Source organism: Streptomyces tubercidicus (assembly GCF_027497495.1).
GTDB lineage: Bacteria > Actinomycetota > Actinomycetes > Streptomycetales > Streptomycetaceae > Streptomyces > Streptomyces tubercidicus.
On sequence record NZ_CP114205.1, the window covers coordinates 5,662,666 to 5,682,216 of the forward strand.

15 protein-coding genes and 1 pseudogene are annotated in these 19,551 nt (G+C 72.4%); 9 read left to right on the forward strand and 7 right to left on the reverse strand.

The genetic code is table 11. The features are described from left to right. Positions 1-148: 148 nt before the first annotated feature. On the reverse strand, positions 149-580 hold the full coding sequence (locus STRTU_RS24615) for a MarR family winged helix-turn-helix transcriptional regulator (RefSeq protein ID WP_159746218.1): 432 nt from the start codon (positions 578-580) through the stop codon (positions 149-151). Between the two features lie 89 nt (positions 581-669). Here STRTU_RS24615 and STRTU_RS24620 point away from each other — a divergent pair, with 89 nt between their 5' ends. The 8 genes and pseudogenes from STRTU_RS24620 (at position 670) to STRTU_RS24655 (ending at position 9,982) form a co-directional block, all read left to right on the forward strand. After that, positions 670-1,689, forward strand: coding sequence for an NADP-dependent oxidoreductase (locus STRTU_RS24620; protein ID WP_159746219.1), 1,020 nt, complete (start codon positions 670-672; stop codon positions 1,687-1,689). Between the two features lie 228 nt (positions 1,690-1,917). After that, positions 1,918-2,607 carry an SDR family NAD(P)-dependent oxidoreductase gene (locus STRTU_RS24625; RefSeq protein WP_159746220.1) on the forward strand — a complete coding sequence of 230 codons (690 nt, stop codon included), beginning with the start codon at positions 1,918-1,920 and terminating at the stop codon, positions 2,605-2,607. A gap of 130 nt (positions 2,608-2,737) precedes the next feature. Further along, a complete protein-coding gene (locus STRTU_RS24630; RefSeq protein ID WP_159746221.1) occupies positions 2,738-3,163 on the forward strand; it encodes an organic hydroperoxide resistance protein in 426 nt (141 codons plus the stop codon). A gap of 369 nt (positions 3,164-3,532) precedes the next feature. Further along, positions 3,533-3,658 (forward strand): hypothetical protein, encoded by a 126-nt coding sequence (locus STRTU_RS24635; RefSeq protein ID WP_269777387.1) that lies wholly within the window; start codon positions 3,533-3,535, stop codon positions 3,656-3,658. A gap of 483 nt (positions 3,659-4,141) precedes the next feature. Beyond that, positions 4,142-5,143 carry a LacI family DNA-binding transcriptional regulator gene (locus tag STRTU_RS24640; protein WP_159746222.1) on the forward strand — a complete coding sequence of 334 codons (1,002 nt, stop codon included), beginning with the start codon at positions 4,142-4,144 and terminating at the stop codon, positions 5,141-5,143. Positions 5,144-5,352: 209 nt separating this feature from the next. Beyond that, entirely contained in the window at positions 5,353-6,948 is a 1,596-nt protein-coding gene (locus tag STRTU_RS24645) for a sugar ABC transporter ATP-binding protein (protein ID WP_159746223.1), read from the forward strand. Next, positions 6,938-8,961, forward strand: a pseudogene (locus STRTU_RS24650) (ABC transporter permease/substrate-binding protein). Before STRTU_RS24645 ends, STRTU_RS24650 begins: the two are co-directional and overlap by 11 nt. Positions 8,962-9,058: 97 nt before the next feature. Continuing rightward, positions 9,059-9,982: a ribokinase gene (locus STRTU_RS24655; RefSeq protein WP_159746225.1), complete on the forward strand. Its 924-nt coding sequence runs from the start codon at positions 9,059-9,061 to the stop codon at positions 9,980-9,982. A gap of 73 nt (positions 9,983-10,055) precedes the next feature. Here the strand turns inward: STRTU_RS24655 and STRTU_RS35990 are convergent, their stop codons facing one another. From STRTU_RS35990 to STRTU_RS24675, 3 genes are all read right to left on the reverse strand, one after another. After that, complete coding sequence (locus tag STRTU_RS35990) at positions 10,056-11,486, reverse strand: nitrilase-related carbon-nitrogen hydrolase (protein WP_159746226.1); 1,431 nt, start codon at positions 11,484-11,486, stop codon at positions 10,056-10,058. A 107-nt stretch (positions 11,487-11,593) separates the two neighbouring features. Continuing rightward, positions 11,594-12,871, reverse strand: coding sequence for a pyroglutamyl-peptidase I (locus STRTU_RS24670; RefSeq protein ID WP_159746227.1), 1,278 nt, complete (start codon positions 12,869-12,871; stop codon positions 11,594-11,596). A 171-nt stretch (positions 12,872-13,042) separates the two neighbouring features. After that, positions 13,043-13,807, reverse strand: coding sequence for a TetR/AcrR family transcriptional regulator (locus STRTU_RS24675; RefSeq protein ID WP_159746228.1), 765 nt, complete (start codon positions 13,805-13,807; stop codon positions 13,043-13,045). A 142-nt stretch (positions 13,808-13,949) separates the two neighbouring features. Here STRTU_RS24675 and STRTU_RS24680 point away from each other — a divergent pair, with 142 nt between their 5' ends. Beyond that, complete coding sequence (locus STRTU_RS24680; RefSeq protein WP_159746229.1) at positions 13,950-16,475, forward strand: beta-glucosidase family protein; 2,526 nt, start codon at positions 13,950-13,952, stop codon at positions 16,473-16,475. A 59-nt stretch (positions 16,476-16,534) separates the two neighbouring features. Here the strand turns inward: STRTU_RS24680 and STRTU_RS24685 are convergent, their stop codons facing one another. From STRTU_RS24685 to STRTU_RS24695, 3 genes are all read right to left on the reverse strand, one after another. Further along, a complete protein-coding gene (locus STRTU_RS24685) occupies positions 16,535-17,233 on the reverse strand; it encodes a DUF4097 family beta strand repeat-containing protein (RefSeq protein WP_159746230.1) in 699 nt (232 codons plus the stop codon). Positions 17,234-17,362: 129 nt separating this feature from the next. Continuing rightward, entirely contained in the window at positions 17,363-18,409 is a 1,047-nt protein-coding gene (locus STRTU_RS24690; RefSeq protein WP_159746231.1) for an aldose epimerase family protein, read from the reverse strand. A gap of 51 nt (positions 18,410-18,460) precedes the next feature. Further along, positions 18,461-19,369: an SGNH/GDSL hydrolase family protein gene (locus STRTU_RS24695; protein WP_159746232.1), complete on the reverse strand. Its 909-nt coding sequence runs from the start codon at positions 19,367-19,369 to the stop codon at positions 18,461-18,463. Between the last annotated feature and the right edge of the window lie 182 nt (positions 19,370-19,551).

The following is a 19,551-nucleotide window of genomic DNA, read 5'->3' on the forward strand; positions in this document are numbered from 1 at the left end:
CACCGAGTGGAATCTGCGGACTCCGCACGGTGCAAGCGAATTTCGTCCGATGCGGCTGCTGTTGGGGGCTACGAGAAGAGGGGTTTGACGTCCGTCTCCCCGTCCCCCCGTCCCTCCGTCCGCCCGCCCGCCCGTCCGTCCGTCCGGCCTATTCGGGGGCGACGCCCAGCATCTTCTGCAGCAGTTCCTTCAGCAGTGTCCGCTCGGCGGCCGTCAGCCGGCCGAGGGGCTCTCGCGCGAAGTCCAGGGATGTCCGCAGGGCCTGTGCCAGGCTTGCCCCCTCCTCGGTCGGGGCGGCGAGCTTGACGCGGCGGTCGGCGGGATCGGGGCGGCGCTCGACCAGGCCGCGGGACTCCAGGCGGTCCACGATGCCGGTGATATTCGACGGCTCACACTTCAGGCGCTGGGCGATCTTGCGCATGGGCAGCGGCTCGACGGAGAGCAGGCTGAGCACCCGGGCCTGTGCGCCGGTGAGGGAATGCTCGGTCGCGGCCTGCTCGTACTCCTCGTAGTAGCGGGCCACGACGGTGCCGATGAGGCCGACGACCTCGACGGTCAGGGGGTCTGCGCGGGGGGTCATGCACACGAGGATACCCATTTGCTTGACAATCTGAAATATCGAGGTGCATGGTTGTTTCAGCACCTGAAGTATTTAGGAGGATCGCGCTTATGTCCGCACTGCCCACGACCAGCCGCGAATGGCACCTCGTCGCCCGCCCTCACGGCTGGCCCACCCCGGAGGACTTCGCGCTGCGCGAGGCCGCGGTGCCCGAGGTCGGCGAGGGCCAGATCCTCGTCCGTACACAGCACTTCTCCGTCGACCCGTACATGCGCGGCCGGATGAACGATGTGAAGTCCTACGTCCCGCCCTTCCAGCTGGACCAGCCGATGGAGGGCGGCGCGGTCGGCGAGGTCCTCGCCTCGCGCGACGAGTCCATCGCCGTCGGTGACCATGTCCTGCACGGCCTCGGCTGGCGTGAGTACGCGGTCCTGGACGCCAAGCGCGCCGCCAAGGTGGACCCGTCGCTGGCTCCGCTCACCGCCTACCTCGGTGTGCTGGGCATGCCCGGCCTGACCGCCTACGCGGGGCTGATCGAGGTGGCCTCCTTCAAGGAGGGCGACGCCGTCTTCGTATCCGGCGCGGCCGGTGCGGTGGGCAGCGAGGTCGGCCAGATCGCCAAGCTCAAGGGCGCCTCCCGGGTCATCGGCTCGGCCGGCTCCGACGAGAAGGTCAAGCTCCTGGTGGAGGAGTACGGCTTCGACGCCGCCTTCAACTACAAGAACGGCGACGTCAGCAAGCAGCTCAAGGAAGCCGCCCCGGACGGTATCGACGTCTACTTCGACAACGTGGGCGGCGACCACCTCGAAGCGGCCATCAGCTCCCTCAACGTCCATGGCCGTGCCGCCATATGCGGCATGATCTCGATGTACAACGCCACGGAGCCGACCCCGGCGCCCCGCAACCTCGCCATGGTGATCGGCAAGCGCCTGCGCCTCCAGGGCCTGCTGGTCAGCGACCACGCCGCCCTCCAGCCGAAGTTCGTCGAGGAAGTCTCCGCCTGGATCCGCTCCGGCGAACTGAAGTACGCCGAGACCAAGGTGTCCGGCATAGAGAACGGCGTCGATGCCTTCCTGGGCCTGCTGCGCGGCGAGAACACGGGCAAGATGATCGTGAGCCTGGAGGGCTGAGGGCTGAGGGCTAAGGGCTAAGGGTTGAGGGCTAAGGGCTGACGACTCGGTCCGCGATGAGGGCAGAGCGTGCTGGCCTGACGGGTCGGCCGACGGGCGGAGGTCCGTGACCAGCGAAGCGACCCCGCACGCTGGGCACGCCGGGCCGCGGCGCACTGATCGAGCGGCATCGCGGACCGGGTCGTAAACCACTGGCCTACGACTTGTCCCGGCGGGAGGCTGGGCCCCATGACGACAACGTTAATCACCGGGGCCAACAAGGGTCTTGGCTACGAGACCGCTCGGCGCCTGCTCGCCGCGGGGCACACCGTTTACCTGGGAGCGCGCAACACCGACCGGGGCATGGCGGCAGCGTCCGAGCTCGGCGCCCGGTTCGTACACCTCGATGTCACCGACGACGCGTCGGTCGCCGCCGCGGTCGCCACCGTCGAGGCCGCCGGCGGCCTGGACGTCCTGGTCAACAACGCCGGAATCGAGGTGCGTTCGCCCGAGGGCGAGATCATCCGCGCCGCGGAGCTGACCGCCGATGTGATGCGGGAAGTGTTCGAGGCCAATGTCTTCGGCCTGGTCCGGGTAACCCACGCCTTCCTGCCACTGCTGGAACGGTCCGCCGCACCGGTGATGGTCAATGTCAGCAGCGGCACAGCTTCGCTGGCCCAGGCCGGCAAGGGGTACCCGGGGGTCGCGTACCCGGTCTCCAAGACCGCGGTCAACATGCTCACCGTGCAGTTCGCCAAGGCGTTCCCACGGATACGGATCAACGCCGTGGAGCCCGGCTACACCGCGACGGACCTGAACCAGCACGAGGGCACGCAAACCGTCGAACAGGGCGCCGAGATCATCGTCCGGATGGCTCAACTGACTCCGGACGGCCCAACCGGCGGCTTCTTCGACGCAGCGGGCCCTCTCCCCTGGTAGGCAGCAACCCCAGACGCCCACGCCCCCTCATCACTTCATTCCACGCGCCGTTCGTCCCGCCCGTTAGGCTCGGTGGTACGCCGTCGTGATCCGTGGGCGCGAGTCGCGGCGAACCACAGGAGGATTTGGTATGTCCATCCAGACCGTCGACGTCGTCTACACCGCCGTCGCCACCGCTGAGAACGGCCGGGACGGCCGCGTCGCCAGCGACGACGGCAAGCTCGATGTGGTCGTCAACCCGCCCAAGGAGCAGGGTGGCAGCGGCGCCGGCACCAACCCCGAGCAGCTCTTCGCGGCTGGTTACAGCGCCTGCTTCCAGGGTGCGCTCGGCGTCGTCGCCCGCCGGGAGAACGTCGATGTCTCCGGCTCCCGGGTGACCGCCAAGGTCGGCATCGGCAAGACCCCGGACGGGGGTTTCGGCCTCACGGTCGAGATCGCTGCCTCGATCCCGCAGGTCGATGCGGCCACCGCCCAGGACCTCGTGGAGAAGGCGCACCAGGTGTGCCCGTACTCCCGCGCCACTCGCGGCAACATCGAGGTCAAGCTGACCGTCTGACCGTCGCCTGACCTCGTGGCGCCATCGGCGCTTTCACGGGGGCCGTATCCCGGACACGGGGTGCGGCCCTTTGGCGTGCGCGGCGCGGGGCTGCCGTCCCGCGGCCGTAGCAGGGGCGGGGACCAGGGGCGTGCTGTGGGGCTGCACTTGAGGGTCGTGCGCCGGGATTGATGCGGGGGCGTGCGGCTGGGGAGCGCCGCGTGATGGCGCTTCGTGGCTTGGTTTTCGCGGCTTGGTTTTCGGTGCTGTGGGGGCTCAACTCGCGGTATTCTGCCGGTGCTTCACCGCGTTCCTCCCCACAGCTCCGTCGGCGATCGGCCGGCGGGGGCCCTGGCCTTCGGGGCCTGTCCGGAGGAGCGAGGAGGAGCGATGGACGATCAGGACACGGAGCAGGAGACCGACCGATGGGCCCCATCTGACAGATGGCAAGTCGTCATCGGGGTGCTGGGCCTGCTGGTGGCGATCGTCGCTTGTGTGGGGCAGTTCGCCCGGTAAGCGCCGGGGCCGGCCCCATGGGTCCGGACACGGCCGGTGCCCGTCGTCGAGACGGGACGGTCAACGGGGGAGTGCCCGGGTTCGACCGCACGTCCCGCATGATCGGCATGGATCGTGGCCAGGGCCGGCATGGGGTGTGCCCTTGCGCCTCGCCCTGTTGTGCCGCGCGCCCTGCGCCTCGCCACGTCGTGCCTTGCGCCGTAGTGCCTCGCGCCCCTGCGCCTCGGGCCCGTCACGCCTTATGCCCTCCGCCTCGGCTCGACGTGCCTTGCGCCGCACCCGTTCACCCCCACCGCCACCCCCACCCCCATGTGACGCAGGCAACATCCACCCCATCTTGACGCACCCACCATGTAATCGATTTCGTATCCCCCACGCATTTCTCACGGAAACGATTACACGCCGTCCAGGTACACGGCGATCAGGCGACCCCGCTCCCGTATCGGAAGCGCTCGCGCGGACAGATGGAACGGCGACGGTGCCATGGCGAACATCAAAGATGTGGCGGAGCGGGCGGGAGTTTCCGTTGCCACGGTCTCCCGGGTGCTCAACGGGCACAGTCCGGTTGCCGAGACCCGTGAGCGGGTGCTGGCCGCCGTACGGGAGCTGGGGTACCGGCCCAACAACGTCGCCCGCGCGCTGCGCACCGCGCGGACCGGTGCGCTCGGGCTGATCATCAGCGATCTCACCAACCCCTTCTTCACCGAGCTGGCCGACGCCGTCGAGGACGAGGCCCGCAGCCTCGGATACAGCCTGGTCATCGGCAATGCCGGCGAGCGCCCCGCGCAGCAGGACGACTACATCCGCACGCTCCTCGACCGCCGGATCGACGGTCTGCTGGTCAGCTCGGCCGGCACCGGTTCGGCGATGCTCAGTGAGGTGGTGGCCTCCGGCACCCCACTGGTGCTGCTGGACCGCACGGTGCCCGGCGTCGACGCCCCCTGCGTCCGTGCCGACGGCCGTGCGGCGCTCACCGAGCTCGCCGCCCATCTCGCGGCGCACGGCCGCTGCCGCCCGGCGATCATCGTCGCCCCGGCCGGCACCCCCACCGGCGACGAGCGCCTCAGCCTCTTCCGTACGGCGCTGGGAGGGTACGGCCTCACCCTGCCCGACGAGCGGGTCGGTGCCACGCCCGACCTCCAGCACACCGGCGGCCGGCAGGTGATGAGCGCCTTCCTCGACCTCGCCGAGCCGCCGGACGCGGTGCTCGCCACCGACAACCTGATGGCGCTGGGTGCGATGGATGAACTCCGGTCCCGTGGGCTGCGGGTCCCCGATGATGTGGCGCTGGTGGTGTACGACGACGTGCCGTGGTTCACCCACACCGATCCGCCGCTGACCGCCATCGCCCAGCCCACCCGTGAACTGGGCAGGGCCGCGGTCCACGCCCTGCTGGCACGGATCGAGGGCCGGCCCGTCGACTCGGTGCTGCTGCCCGCCCGGCTGGTCACCCGCCGCTCCTGCGGCGAACTGCCCGCCCCCTGAGCAGGCCCGCCCGGAGCCAGGCCAGGTACCCCCGGCCCGGCATCCCCGTTCCGGGCGGGCCACCCACCAGCCCTCACGACCCAGCCAGCCGCCACCCACCAGCCGCCCTCACCCACCCAACCGGCCATCACGACCCACCCGACGGGCCAGCACGACCCATCCGACGGGCCACCACCCACCCAACCCACCCAAGGAGAGAGGGGCAGCGCATGACCGGCGTCAACGACGACGAACCGGGCGGCCGCGAACTGCTGCGCGTGGAGGGGGTGACGAAGTCGTTCCCGGGGGTCCGTGCGCTCGATGGTGTGGATCTGAGCCTGCGCACCGGTGAGGTGCATGTCCTGCTCGGTGAGAACGGTGCGGGCAAGAGCACCCTCATCAAGATGCTCTCCGGCGCCCACCGGCCCGACGGGGGCCGCCTCCTCGTGGACGGCGACGAGGCCACCATCCGTTCGGCACAGGACGCCGAACGGTGCGGCATCGCCACCATCTACCAGGAGTTCAACCTCGTCCCTGGGCTGACCGTCGCCGAGAACATCTTTCTGGGCCGACAGCCGCGCACCAAGCTCGGCCTGGTCGACAGGAAGGCGATGCGGACCCGGGCCGCCGAACTGCTGCGGCGGGTACGGCTGGACGTGTCCCCGGACACCCCGGTCGCCGAACTGGGCATCGCCCGGCTCCAGATGGTCGAGATCGCCAAGGCGCTCAGCCTGGACGCCCGGGTCCTGATCATGGACGAGCCGACCGCGGTACTGACCTCCGAGGAGGTCGAGACCCTCTTCGAGATCGTCCGCGAACTGCGCGACACCGGTGTCGGCATCATCTTCATCACCCACCACCTGGAGGAGATCGGCGCGCTCGGCGACCGGGTCACGGTCCTGCGCGACGGCCGCTCCGTCGCGGAGGTGCCGGCCTCGACGGACGAGGACGAGCTGATCCGCCTCATGGTGGGACGGGACATCGCCGAGCAGTACCCGCGGCAGCGCCCCGAGGAGCCGGGTGCTCCCTTGCTGCGCGTCCGCGGACTGACCCGCGACGGCACCACCCCGGCCGGGCCGGTCTTCGAGGGTGTCGACTTCGAGGTGCGGGCCGGTGAGGTCGTGGGCCTCGCCGGGCTGGTCGGTGCGGGCCGTACGGAGGTGGTCCGGGCGATCTTCGGCGTCGACCGCTATGACGCCGGCACGGTCGAGATCGACGGCAAGGAGCTGGCCCGCGGCGATGTCCGGGCCGCGATGCGCGCCGGGCTCGGCCTCGTACCGGAGGACCGCAAGGGACAGGGCCTGGTGCTGGACGCCTCCCTCCAGGACAACCTCACCCTCGCCCGGCTCGACCGCGACACCCGCGGCGGGCTGGTGGACCGCAGCGGGCAGCGGCGCGAAGCGGCCACCGTCGCCGCGCAGTTGAAGGTCCGGATGAGCGGCCTGGGGCAGAGCGCCCGCACCCTCTCCGGCGGCAACCAGCAGAAGATCGTCATCGGCAAGTGGCTGCTGGCGGACACCCGGCTGCTGATCCTCGACGAGCCGACGCGCGGTATCGACGTCGGCGCCAAGGTCGAGATCTACCAGCTGATCAACGAGCTGACGGCGTCCGGCCGCGCGGTCCTGATGATCTCCAGCGATCTGCCGGAGGTGCTCGGGATGAGCGACCGGGTGCTGGTGATGTCGCAGGGCCGGCTGGTCGGTGAGCTGTCGGCCGAAGAGGCCACCCAGGACGCCGTGATGGAGCTGGCACTCCAGACCCCTGGCACCCCCAAGAGCACGAAACAGCACGACGAGAGCGCGATGGAGGGCTCCGATGTCCACTGAGGTGAAGACAGGAGCCGCCGCCGAGGCGGTGGGAACGGCACCGGACCGGGACGGCTTCGGGCCGTGGTTCTCCCGGGCGGTCCTCAGGAACGGCCCGCTCGGCGGCCTGATCGCGCTGGTCGTCGTGATGGCGGTGCTGTCCAGGGACTTCCTCAACGGGCAGAACCTCCTCAATGTCGGCGTCCAGGCGTCGGTCACCGCGATCCTCGCCTTCGGCGTCACCTTCGTGATCGTCTCGGCCGGTATCGATCTGTCGGTCGGCTCGGTCGCCGCGCTCTCCGCCACCGTGGTGGCCTGGGCGGCCACCGGCGAGGGCCTGCCCGTCTGGATGGCGGTGCTGCTCGGCCTGGCGGTCGGCGCGGCGGCCGGTCTGGTCTCCGGCGCACTGGTCGCGTACGGCAAACTGCCCGCCTTCATCGCCACACTGGCGATGCTCTCGGTCGGCCGCGGCCTGGCCCTGGTGATCTCCGGCGGCTCACCGATCGCCTTCCCCGGCTCGGTCAGCGCGCTCGGTGACACCCTCGGCGGCTGGCTGCCGGTGCCCGTGCTCGTCATGATCGTGATGGGGCTGATCGCCGCGCTGGTGCTGGCCCGTACGTACGCGGGCCGCGCGATGTTCGCGATCGGCGGCAACGAGGAGGCGGCCCGGCTCTCCGGCATCAACGTCAAGCGCCGCAAGCTCGCGATCTACGCGCTGTCCGGGCTGTTCGCCGCGGTCGCCGGTATCGTGCTCGCCGCCCGGCTCACTTCCGCCCAGCCGCAGGCCGCCACCGGCTACGAGCTGGACGCCATCGCCGCCGTCGTCATCGGCGGGGCCAGCCTCTCCGGCGGCTCCGGCAAGGCCTCCGGCACCCTCATCGGTGCGCTGATCCTCGCGGTACTGCGCAACGGCCTGAACCTGCTGAGCGTTTCGGCGTTCTGGCAGCAGGTCGCCACCGGACTGGTCATCGCGGTCGCGGTGCTCCTGGACACGCTGCGCCGCCGGAGCACGCGATGAACGCCCGGCGGAACTCCCCGCGGACCTGGGGGCGGAACTCCCGGCGGACTTCCCTGCGGGGCCCGCGGCCGAACGCGCTGCGGACCCACCGGCAAAACCCCCGGATCAAGGCGTCGCTGGCGGCAGGGCTGGCCGCGACCGTCGCCCTGGGCCTGGCCGGCTGCGACCGCGGCGGCAACACCGACCTGGGGCTGGCGCTGTCCACGATGAACAACCCGTTCTTCGTCGGCATCAAGAAGGGCGCACAGGCCGAGGCGGACGCCCGCGGACTGCACCTCAACATCACCGACGCCCAGAACGACCCCACCCAGCAGATCAACCAGATGGAGACGTTCACCAGCCAGAACGTCAAGGCCGCCATCATCAACCCGGTCGACTCCGACGCCGCGGTCCCGGCCGTCGGCGTCGCCAACCGGGCGAAGGTGCCGGTGATCTCCATCGACCGGGACGTCAACGGCGGAACGGTCGGCTCGACCATCGCCTCCGACAACGTCGCGGGCGGCCGGCTCGCCGCGAAGACCCTGGCCGAATCGCTCGGCGGCAAGGGCAAGGTGGCCTTCCTGGAGGGCCAGGCCGGCACCTCCGCCGCCCGCGAGCGCGGCAAGGGCTTCGAAGAGGGCATCAAGAAATACCCCGGCATCCAGGTCGTCGCCCGGCAGCCCGCGGACTTCGACCGCACCAAGGGCATGGATGTGATGACCAACATGCTGCAGGCGCACCGCGATATCGGCGGGGTCTTCGCCGCCAATGATGAGATGGCGCTGGGTGCGGCCAAGTCGCTGGGCGGCCGCTCCGGCAAGGACGTCAAGGTGGTGGCGTTCGACGGCACCCCGGACGGGGTCAAGGCGGTGCGCGGCGGCACGCTGACCGCCACCGTCGCCCAGCAGCCGGAACTCCTCGGCAAACAGGCCGTGGACTGGGCGCTGAAGGCCTCCCGCGGTGAGAAGCTGCCGCGGTCGGTCAGGGTGCCGGTGGTGCTGGTGACCGCCGAGAACGCCGCGAAGTTCGATGACTGAGCGCACGGCCCGGCACCTCCGGCGGGCCGCCGCGCAACGGCAGTCGCACAACTACAGACGCGAAGACGAGAGATGAGAAGAAGTGGGAGAGCGGTGCATGTATGACGTCCTGGTGGTCGGCTCGGCCAACGCGGATCTGACGGTACGGGTCGACCGGCGGCCCGGCGCGGGCGAGACGGTGCTCGGCACCGACCTGGTCGAATCGGCCGGCGGCAAGGGCGCCAACCAGGCGGCCGCCGCCGCCCGGATCGGCGGGCGCACCGCCCTGCTGGCGCGGGTCGGCGGCGACGCGTACGGGGAGCTGCTGCTCGGCGCCCAGCGTGCGGCAGGCACCGATGTCACCCCGGTCATCGTGGACGAGACGGCCCGCACCGGCACCGCGATGATCATCGTCGACCCGGACGGCGACAACAGCATCGTGGTCTCGCCCGGCGCCAACGCCGCGCTCACCCCGCAGGACGTGGCCGCCGCACAGGACACCATCGCCGCCTCCGCCGTGGTCTCCCTCCAGCTGGAGATCCCCATGGAGTCCGTACGTGCCGCCGCCGCGGCCGCCGAACGGGCCGGTACCCGCGTCGTGCTCAACCCCTCCCCGGCACCCACCGCCGCACTGGCCCCCGAACTCCTCGCGGTGGCCGACCCGTTGGTGGTCAACGAGCACGAGGCGCGGCAGCTCTCCGGGCTGACCGACGGCACGCCCGCCGAGTGGGCGCAGGCGCTGCGCGACCGGGGCGCCCGCTCCGTCGTGGTCACCCTCGGCGGCGAGGGCGCGCTGGTCCTGGACGCCGACGGCGTTTCCGGTGTCCCGGGCGTACGGGTGAAGGCCGTGGACACCACCGGCGCCGGGGACGCCTTCACCGGCGCCCTCGCCACCCGCCTGGCCCGCGGCGACGCACTCCCCGAGGCGGCCCGCTTCGCCGTACGGGTCGGCGCCGCCGCCGTCACCAAGCCGGGCGCCCAGCCGTCCTACCCGACGCGCGCGGAGCTGGAGGCGCTGGCGCCGGAGGGGTCGCGGGGCTGAGGCCGACGGGGCGGGATCGCCCGGCCCCGGTGCCGCTTGGGCGCCAGGCCGGGCGTGCGGACGGCCACCGGCGTCACGTCCCGGCCGGTTCCTTCACCTCCGCCGCCCCCGTCAGCCCCTCCCACTCCTTCGGCCCGTACAGCGCATGCTCCGCGCCGCTCGCCAGCGCCCAGTAGCGGTCGCCGTAGGACCAGTGCCACCACTCGGTCGGGTAGTTGACCAGACCGGCGGCCGTCAGCGCGGCGTTCAGCACCCGGCGGTGCGCGCGGGCGGTGGGCGTCAGATCCGGCGCACCCGTATAGCAGGCGCCGTCGCTCTCCTCCGGGGAGGCATTGATCGGTGTCCCCATGTCGACATGCTCCCCCTCGGTGGTGACGAGGGTGAGATCCACCGCACCACCGGCGCTGTGCGGTGCGATCCCGGGCGGCGACACATAGCGGCTGGCGGCCTGGTGGACGCGTGCGGCGTCCCAGTCGGGGTGGGCGGCGCGCAGTTCGTCCGTGTACTCCTCGAAGTAGCGGCGCTGCAGCCCCGGCGGCCGGTAGCCCTCGACGAACTGCAGCCGGAGCCCGTCGGGCAGCGACTTCTGCGCCGCCAGCAGCCGTTGGAGCACACCTTCGCGCAGAAAGGCGTAGGCGCCGAGCGGGTCGGTCCGGTCCTCGGCCACGAGCAGCGCGGGCGCCGCGGTCCGCACGTCCACCAGCGGCTCACCGCACTCCTCGACGGGGATCGCGGCCACCGCCGGGTCCGACATCAGCGTGATGCGGTCGCGGACATCGGTGAACACCAGCTCCGCGCCGTCCCCCGGCGTCGCTCCCGTCCACTCGGCGGCCGCCGCCACCCGCTCGCCCGACGGCAGCCAGGCGCCACTGAGTCCGCACCCCGAAGCGGAGCTGCTCGTTCCCATCCCGTTGGCGAGCAGTACGTGCAGCCCGTGGTCCCGCGCCTGCTGCGCATACCGCGCCACCCGCTCCGCCGAGCCGTGGAAGGAGCTGGCGAGAGACACCCGGCAGCCGTCCGCCGCGGCCCGCGCCGCCACCTCGGGGAAGCTGTTGTCGAAGCAGGTGGCGAGCGCGAAGCGGATGCCGCCCAGGGTGCAGCGGCCCTCGGTGGTGCCCGGCGCGAAGACCGCGTCCTCGCCCTCGAAGAGATGGACCTTGTCGTAACGGGTGACCAAGGCGCCGTCCGGGCCGAAGACGAACGAGGCGATGGCCGGGCGGGATCCGCCACCGGGGGCGCGGCCGGGCGCGTTCACCACCGCCGCGGTCCCGGTCGCCCGGCAGGCATCCCGTACGGGGGCCAGCCGGGCGTCGTCCTCCGTGACCGCCAGACCCTGCGGGTCGGCGGCTATCAGGTCCAGGTCGTAGTGCGTCAGGGCGAGTTCGGGGAAGACCACCAGCCCCGCGCCGCGCCCGGCGGCCTCGGTGATGAGCCCGGCCATCCGGGCGGCATTGGCCTCGATGTCGCCCGGCACCGGGAGGAATTGTGCGGCAGCAATGATCATTCGCCCATGATGCCGGGAGGGTTGGGCGGACCGGGCGGGTTTTCCCGCCGCCGACCAGCTGGTCCGCCGGTCCGCCGGTCCGCCGGTCCGCCCGCCCATGAGACCGCCTACTTGCGCGCCGCCTCCGACGCCGCCACCGTCACAACCGCCCGCACCTGCCCGGTGATCGCGGTCCGGTTCCGTACGAAAACGGGGTCGGTGATCTGGCCGTCCGCCGGGTCCGTGTTGCCGGGCCCGAACTCCAGCACCGGGGTGTGCAGATGCCCGCCCGGAATGCCCGGCCGCACCGCGTCCCTCAGCAGCGTCGCCCGGTAGGCGATCTCGTTGGACAGATAGTCCCCGCCACCACCGGCACGGGCCGTGGAGCCCGGAGTCGGGCCGTCCGGCCGGTCGACGGGTGCGCCGCCGCCCGCCGGGATCTCGGTGACGGCGGTGTCGTCGACCACCGGATACGGTCCGGTGCCGGCCGCCACGATCCGCGCGTACGGCAGGCTGGTGGTCGTCCACTGCGGCTGCGGCCGCACGGTCGGCACCCCGGCGGGAATCGGCACCTGCTCCGTCCGCGAGACCCGCGCATTGTCCGGATAACCGCCCCGCCAGGCCCCGTTGGTCCGCTCGACATCGAACCGTCCGGGCCGTCCCTGACTGACCGTCGTGAACAGATCGGCCTGCCGCGGCCCGCTCCGGAAGTGCGGCAGCAGGGTGCGCTCCACCGTGCCCGCCGCGAAGTCGGCCCACCGTACGGGGAAGACCGCGGTTTCGATCCGGGCGGGCTTCCCGGAGGCGGTCCGCACCGTCGTCCCGTCCAGCGCGAGCGCCGCCGCCCCGGACGGATTGCTGCGCCGGGCATCGTCGTCCAGCTGGAACGGGTCGAAGCCGGTCACCACGACCCGCAGCACCTCCTTCCCCCCGGGCAGCGCGATCGAGTCCTGCCCGCGCGAACTCTGCTCCAGCGAGTCGAGCAGGGCATCGCGCCGGGCCTCGGTCAGTGCGAACTCCGGCCGCCACTGCCGTAGTTCCTTCGTCATACCGAGCCGCGCCCAGTACAGCGGCCGGTCGTCGTCCCGGCTCAGATCGCCTCCGTCGGGCCCGCGGCCCTGCGCCCGGTCCACGGCCCGCCGCCACAGCGCCCGCCCCTCGTCCGCGACATAGCGCCTGGCCTCCGGGAAGCTCGCCACCCGCGCCAGCCCCTGCGCGAACTCCCGCTCCCACTGGTCGAATCCACTCCGCCGCAGGATCTCCCGCGGCGCCGCCTGCGCCAGCCGCCCCTCCTCCACCGTGCTGCCCGCCGCGGGCGCCGCGACGGCCGGAGCCGTCAGAGCCATCGGGACGGCGGCCACCAGCGCGACACCGAGCGCGCCCATCCTGGTACGTATGCGTCTCATGGGGCGAGTAAAGCGGTGCGCGGACGGGGCCGGTAGAGGCCCCGCTCGGACCACCGGCCTGTTTCCCTCCCTTTACGGCGGCCCCCGACCCGGTAGCCGCACCGGGGGCCACGGGCTCTACGGGGCCCACGGGCTCTACGGGGCCCACGGGCTCTACGGGGCCCATGGGCTCTACGGGGCGCTTGGGCCAGCCCCCGGGCCCCCGTCCGGCCCCTTGCCCGGCTCCCCATCCAACTCCTCGCCCGGCTCCCCGCCCCGCGCCTCCCCAGCCCCCTCGGCCGGCTCCTCCCCAAGCCCGTCACTCCGCCCCTCCCCGCACCCGAGCAGCGCCAGGAAGTCCCGGAAGGCCGCGGGCATCTCCACCTCTTCCGGGTCCAGCAGCCACTGCAACTGGAGCCCGTCCAGTACGGCGGCCAGCAGCGGTGCCGCACGCTCCGGGGTCAGACCGCCGGGCAGGGTGTCGCCGCATTCGGCCCGCAGTACCTCGGCCATCCCGGCGCGGACGGCGCGGAAGCGGGATTCGAAGAAGGCGCGGGCGGGGTGGTCCTCGGTGACGCTGTCGGCGGCCAGGACCGTGTAGGTCCGGACGACGCCGGGGCGGGTGGCGTTGTAGTCGACGAGCTGGGCGAGGGTGTCGGTGCGCCGGGTGCCGGCCGCCGCGGCGGCCGAGGCCAGATCCCAGCGGTCGCGTGTCTCCAGCACCCCCACCAGCAGCAGGTCCTTGGTCGGGAAGTGGTGCAGCAGGCCCTGCTGGGTCAGTCCGGCGCGTTCGGCGACGGCGGCGAGCGAGGTACGGCGGTAGCCGCGCTCGGCGATCAGCTCCATGGCGGCCTCCAGGATGGCCGCGCGCCGCTCCGCGCGCTGCGCCTCGCGCCCGCGGCCGGTCCGCCGCGCGCCCGGTCCGCCGCTGGATCCGTGCTGGTCTCGTGCAGTCACCGGCCGAGCGTAACCCTCCCGTGGAGATCCCGTACGACTGATGTATCGGAAAAGTAACGGCACCTACCAGCTGGCAGGTGGACCGGTAAGAAGTGGGGGACAGGGGGTCCGCACGTCCGCACAGGGAACACCGGAGAACAGCATGACTGACCACCATCCTCACGGCCCCACCGCCGAAGCCGCCCACCATCATGCCCGGGGCCGCGCGCAGCAGCATGCCGCGGCCGTCGAGCGGGCCCTCGCCGCGCTCGACCTCGACACCAAGGCCCGGCTGCTGTCCGGCCAGGACATGTGGACGCTGCCGTCCGTGCCCGCGATCGGGCTCCGGTCGCTGGTGATGTCGGACGGCCCGGTCGGCGTGCGGGGGCAGGAGTGGAACGCCGGGGACCCCTCGGTCGCGCTGCCCAGTCCCACGGCGCTGGCCGCCACCTGGGACCCCGAGCTGGCCCGCCGGACCGGTCACCTCCTCGCCCAGGAAGCCCGCCGCAAGGGGGTGCACGTCCTGCTGGCGCCGACCGTCAATCTGCACCGCTCGCCGCTGGGCGGCCGGCATTTCGAGTGCTATGCGGAAGACCCGCTGCTCACCGGCGTGATCGGCGCCGGATACGTCCGCGGGGTGCAGGAGGGCGGCGTCGGTACGACCGTCAAGCACTTCGTGGGCAACGACGCCGAGACCGACCGGCTCACCGTCGACAACCGCATCGCCCCCCGCCCGCTGCGTGAGCTCTATCTCGCGCCCTTCGAGTACATCGTCGAAAACGCCCGCCCTTGGGGGGTGATGACCGCCTACAACCAGGTCAACGGCTCGACCATGACCGAACACCGCGCGCTGGTCCAGGACGTGCTCCGCGGCGAATGGGGCTTCGACGGCTGCAATGTCTCCGACTGGATGGCCGCCCGCGACACCGTGCGCGCCCTGCGCGGCGGCCTGGACGTGGCGATGCCGGGGCCCCGTACGGTCTACGGCGCGCCGCTCGCCGAGGCCGTCCGCCGGGGTGAGGTGGCCGAGTCGGAGGTGGACGACGCGGTGCGCCGGGTGCTGCTGCTCGCCGCCCGCACGGGCTGTCTGGACGGGGTGCCGGCCGCGGTCGACCCGGACGGTGTCCCACAGGGGATCGACGGCCGGGCGGTGGCCCGTGAGGTCGCCCGGCGGGCGTGTGTCCTGCTGCGCAACGAGCCGGTGGGCGGTGGGCGGCGGGCGCTGCCGCTCGATGCCGGGGCAGTCCGCAGGGTCGCCGTCATCGGGGCCGCCGCGCGTGAGGCCCGGGTGCTCGGCGGCGGGTCCGCGACCGTCTTTCCCGACGCGGTCGTCTCCCCGCTGGAGAGGCTGCGCGCCGCACTGCCCGACGATGTCGAGATCACCTTCGCGGCCGGCGCCGAGCCGTACTCCGGCGTCCCGCTCGCCCGCGAGGGCTTCACCCTGCGCACCCGCTACCTGGCCGCGGACGGCCGACTGCTCGCCGAGACCGCCCAACAGGACGGCAGGGTGCGGGTGATGGGCCGCTTCCCCGACGGCGTCACCCGGCAGAACCTGAGCGCCGTCGAACTGACCGGCAGCTTCACCCCGCAGCACACCGGCCGGCACACCCTCAGCGTCTCCGGCACCGGTGAGCTGCGGCTGACCGTCGGCGGCGAGGCGCTCTTCGACGGCCGCTGCGCACCCGGGGGCGCCGACCTCTTCGAGGCGTTCCTGAACCCCGCCGAACGGCAGGTGACAGCCCAGCTGACGGCGGGCGAGCGCGTCGATCTCACCCTGCGGTTCGTGCCGGACGGCGCGGGCTCCGGGGAGGCGCCGGCCGCGCTGCACTTCCGCCTCGGCCACCGGGCGCCGCAGGCCGATGCGGAGGCGGAGATCAGCGCGGCGGTCCGCGCCGCGGCCGAGGCGGAGGTGGCCATCGTCGTCGTCGCCACCACCGAGGAGACCGAGTCCGAGGGCTTTGACCGCGGCGATCTGCGGCTGCCGGGCCGCCAGGACGAGCTGGTCCGCCGGGTCGCCGCCGCCAACCCGCACACCGTCGTCGTGGTCAACTCCGGCTCCCCGGTGGAGCTTCCGTGGCGCGAGCAGGTCCCCGCCGTACTGCTGAGCTGGTTCCCCGGCCAGGAGGCCGGGGCGGCGCTGGCGGACATCCTGCTCGGCGCCCATGAGCCGGGCGGCCGGCTGCCGACCACCTGGCCGTCCCGCCTCGACGACGCCCCGGTCACCACCGTCACCCCGGTCGACGGCCAACTCGGCTACTCCGAGGGCATGTTCATCGGCTACCGCGGCTGGCAGCGGTCCGCCGCCGCACCCGCCTACCCCTTCGGGCACGGCCTCGGCTACACCGACTGGGAGTACGAGTCGCTGGACACCACCCCGGACTCGGTACGGGTCCGCATCCGCAACGCGGGCGACCGGACCGGCCGCGAGGTCGTCCAGATCTATCTGGCGCCCACCGCGGACGCCGCCCCGGACGCCCCGGAGCGCCCGGCGCGCTGGCTGGCCGGTTTCGCCGTCGTCGAGGCTGGCCCCGGTGAGAGCGCCGAGGCCGAAATCCCGCTGCCGGACCGTGCGTTCGCGGTCTGGGACGCGGAGGACCGCGGCTGGCAGCGGGTCAAGGGCGTCTACCTGGTGGAGGCGGCGCACAGCGTCGACGACCGCAGGCTGACGGCGGAGGTCACCGTCGGCTGACCGGGCCGGGGGCGGGGGCGCTCCTCCCCAGGGGCGCCCCCGCCGGTCCCCGCGGCCCCTCATGAGGGCATCACCGACACATCACCGCCGCTCGTCCGTGCCGTGACCTTGTGCGCGGAGCTCTTGTCCGTCGGGACGGAGACCTTGCTGCTGCCGCCGCTCGTCGTGGCGTCCACGGCGTAGGAGCCCTTCGGCAGACGGATGGTGACATCGCCGCCGCTGGTACGGCCCGACACCTCGTCGGGCGCCGAGGACAGCGCGAGATCCACATCGCCGCCGCTGGTCCGCGCCTTCGCCCTGCGGGCCGTGGAGTCCTCGACGGTGATATCGCCGCCGCTGGTCTCCGCGGCGATCCCGCCCGTGGCGCCGCGGACGGTGATGTCCCCGCCGCTGGTCCGCAGATCGACCGAGGCATCGCGCGGCAGCAGCACCCGGTAGGCGACCGAGCACCGGCGCCCCATACCGCAGTCCTCGGCCTTCAGCGTCAGCCGGCCGCCCTTGACCTCGTGTGCGGGGCTGGGCTTCCGGTCGTTGTAGACATACTTCTCCGTCACCTTGACCGAGCCGCCGGCGCCGACCGGGACGACCTCTATGTCTCCGCCGTGCGTGGTCGCCGACAGCGCGCTGACCTTCCCGTGCACGGTGTACGTACGCTCCGCCTTCTTGTCCGGGCCGAACCCGGTCAAGGAGCAGCCGGTCATCAGCACGCTCAACGCGGCGCAGGACAGCACGAGATGAGAGGTACGCAGGCGGGCCATGGCGAGAGGTCTCCTGAGGGCAGGCGGTGAACGGATACGGAACGGACCGGACAACCGATCACTGACATCGTTCCGCCCAGCCCCCACTCGCGTCGTCGCCGCACAGGATGACCTTGCGTCGCCGTGCCCTTAGGGGAACCCCGCAGCCCGCTGCCGCACCGAAAAGCCGTACACCGTCTCCGAACGATAGGTCTCCCCGGGCCGCAGCACCGCGCTGGGGAAGTCCGGGCGGTTCGGGGAATCCGGGAAGTGCTGAGTTTCCAGGGCCAGTCCGGCCGCCGGACCGTAGGGGACGCCCGAGGTGCCGGTCAGGGTGCCGTCGAGATGGCCCGCGGTGTAGAGCTGCAGACCGGGCTCGGTGGTGGCCAGCGCCAGCGCGCGGCCGGAGCCCGGGTCGTACAACTCGGCGACCGTGCGCGGCGCGTGGCACACCCCGCCGTCCAGCACGAAGTTGTGGTCGAAGGCACCGCCCACCTCGCGCGCCGTCCGGAAGTCGAAGCGGGTACCGGCGACCTCGGCGGGTGCGCCGGGCAGCGGAATGCCGCCGTCATCGCACGGGGTGTACCGGGACGCCGCCAGCCGCAGCTCGTGCCCGGCGGCGCTGCCGCTGCCGTCCCCGCCCAGATTGAGGTAGGTGTGGTTGGTGAGGTTGACGACGGTCGGGGCGTCGGTCCGCGCACAGGAGACGATGCGCAGCGCGCCGCCGGGGGAGAGGGTGTACGTCACGCGCACCTCCAGGGCGCCCGGGAAACCCTCCTCGCCGTCCGGGCTGACCCGGTGCAGCTGCACTCCGCCGTCGACCTGCCGGGCGTCCCACACCACCCGGGAGAAGTTCCGCGGCCCGCCGTGCAGGCTGTGGGGCCCGTCGTTCGGCGTCAGCGTCCAGGTCCTGCCGTCGAGCCGGAAGGCGGCCCCGGCGATCCGGTTCGCATAGCGCCCGACCAGCGCACCGAAGTGCGACCCGCCGTGCGCGACATAGGAGCCGAGGTCGTCGAAGCCCAGCGCCAGCTGCCCCCGCACCCCGTCCCGGTCCGGGGCCTCCACCGTCTGGATGATTCCGCCGTAGGTCAGGATCCGGACCCGCACCCCGCCGGCCCCCGACTCCAGGGTCCAGCGGTCGACCCGCGTACCGTCGTCCAGTGCGCCGAAGGCTTCCCTGCTGACCTGCGTCGTCATGGCAGCGACCCTATGCCCGCCCGGCCACCGCGCGGCGCCCGGGGAGCGCGTTCAGGCGCTGCGGCCGGGCCGGGTGATCGCCCGGAACGCCAGCTCCGCCAGCTCCTTCTGGCCGCCGGTGCCGGGGTGGAACCAGTCCCACGTGCTCAACTGCCGCCCCGTGAAGCGGTAGTCGAAGACCGACTTGTCGAACCGGCACAGCGGGTCCGCGCCGCACACCTCCGCCAGCGCCGTGTTGTACGCCATCACCCGGCCCCGGACCTCCGTGCGCCGGTCCTGCGCCGCCTTGGTCAGATCGTCCGGATCGCGCAGCATGGACCCGCAGATGCCCAGCTTCCACACCTGCTTGCCGAGCGGGTTCTTACGCCCCTCCGACCACAGCCGCAGCAGATCGGGCACCGCCGCGACATACACCTGGGTGCGCGGCAGGGCGCGCCGCAGATACTTCAGGGACCGCGCGAAGTCGGCGCGGAAGGCGGCCGTCGGCGTCATCGAGCGCGCGTCGCGCCGGCAGGCGTCGTTGGCGCCCATCAGGACCGTGACCAGTTCGGGCCTCCGGTCGGCGGCCGCGGTGACCTGGTCCGGCAGGTCCCGCATCAGCGCACCGGTCCTGGCGAGGTTCCAGCTGTGGGTGGCGGGGTGTTTGACCAGCCGTCGGGCGAGACTGTCGACCTTGGGGTCGGTGCCGGTGGCCCAGGAGACCTGCGGGCAGTCGGAGAGGACCGTACAGGCGTCGAAGCCGACGGTGATGGAGTCGCCGAGGGCCGCGACCGAGTGGGGGTCGGTGCGCCAGACGGGCGCGTTCGGGGCTTTGCGCTTGCCCGCGCCGCCGGACTGCGAAGCGGAGCCACTACAGGCGGTGAGGGCGATCACCAGTGCGGAACCGAGGGCGACGGTGCGTGAGGAGCGGAGGGCGAAGCGGCGGCGCCGGGCACGAAAGGGCCGATGGATCCGCGTCATCCCCTGTCCCCTCCGGCGTGCGAGTGATATCTCTTCGGGTACCGACGGTACGTCACCCCTCGACCGGCACCGCGCGATAGCTTTGCCCCGTGCTTGCCGGGCGGTAACCCGAAGTGGCAGGTGCAGTCGGCAGAGACAAATTACATCACGTCATTACCTGTCGCTTTTGCGGCAAATTCCGC

Coding starts and splice junctions, on each gene's coding strand:
- STRTU_RS24615 (WP_159746218.1), bottom strand. CDS start 580: ATGACCCCCCGCGCAGACCCCCTGACCGTCGAGGTCGTCGGCCTCATC.
- STRTU_RS24620 (WP_159746219.1), top strand. CDS start 670: ATGTCCGCACTGCCCACGACCAGCCGCGAATGGCACCTCGTCGCCCGC.
- STRTU_RS24625 (WP_159746220.1), top strand. CDS start 1,918: ATGACGACAACGTTAATCACCGGGGCCAACAAGGGTCTTGGCTACGAG.
- STRTU_RS24630 (WP_159746221.1), top strand. CDS start 2,738: ATGTCCATCCAGACCGTCGACGTCGTCTACACCGCCGTCGCCACCGCT.
- STRTU_RS24635 (WP_269777387.1), top strand. CDS start 3,533: ATGGACGATCAGGACACGGAGCAGGAGACCGACCGATGGGCCCCATCT.
- STRTU_RS24640 (WP_159746222.1), top strand. CDS start 4,142: ATGGCGAACATCAAAGATGTGGCGGAGCGGGCGGGAGTTTCCGTTGCC.
- STRTU_RS24645 (WP_159746223.1), top strand. CDS start 5,353: ATGACCGGCGTCAACGACGACGAACCGGGCGGCCGCGAACTGCTGCGC.
- STRTU_RS24655 (WP_159746225.1), top strand. CDS start 9,059: ATGTATGACGTCCTGGTGGTCGGCTCGGCCAACGCGGATCTGACGGTA.
- STRTU_RS35990 (WP_159746226.1), bottom strand. CDS start 11,486: ATGATCATTGCTGCCGCACAATTCCTCCCGGTGCCGGGCGACATCGAG.
- STRTU_RS24670 (WP_159746227.1), bottom strand. CDS start 12,871: ATGAGACGCATACGTACCAGGATGGGCGCGCTCGGTGTCGCGCTGGTG.
- STRTU_RS24680 (WP_159746229.1), top strand. CDS start 13,950: ATGACTGACCACCATCCTCACGGCCCCACCGCCGAAGCCGCCCACCAT.
- STRTU_RS24685 (WP_159746230.1), bottom strand. CDS start 17,233: ATGGCCCGCCTGCGTACCTCTCATCTCGTGCTGTCCTGCGCCGCGTTG.
- STRTU_RS24690 (WP_159746231.1), bottom strand. CDS start 18,409: ATGACGACGCAGGTCAGCAGGGAAGCCTTCGGCGCACTGGACGACGGT.
- STRTU_RS24695 (WP_159746232.1), bottom strand. CDS start 19,369: ATGACGCGGATCCATCGGCCCTTTCGTGCCCGGCGCCGCCGCTTCGCC.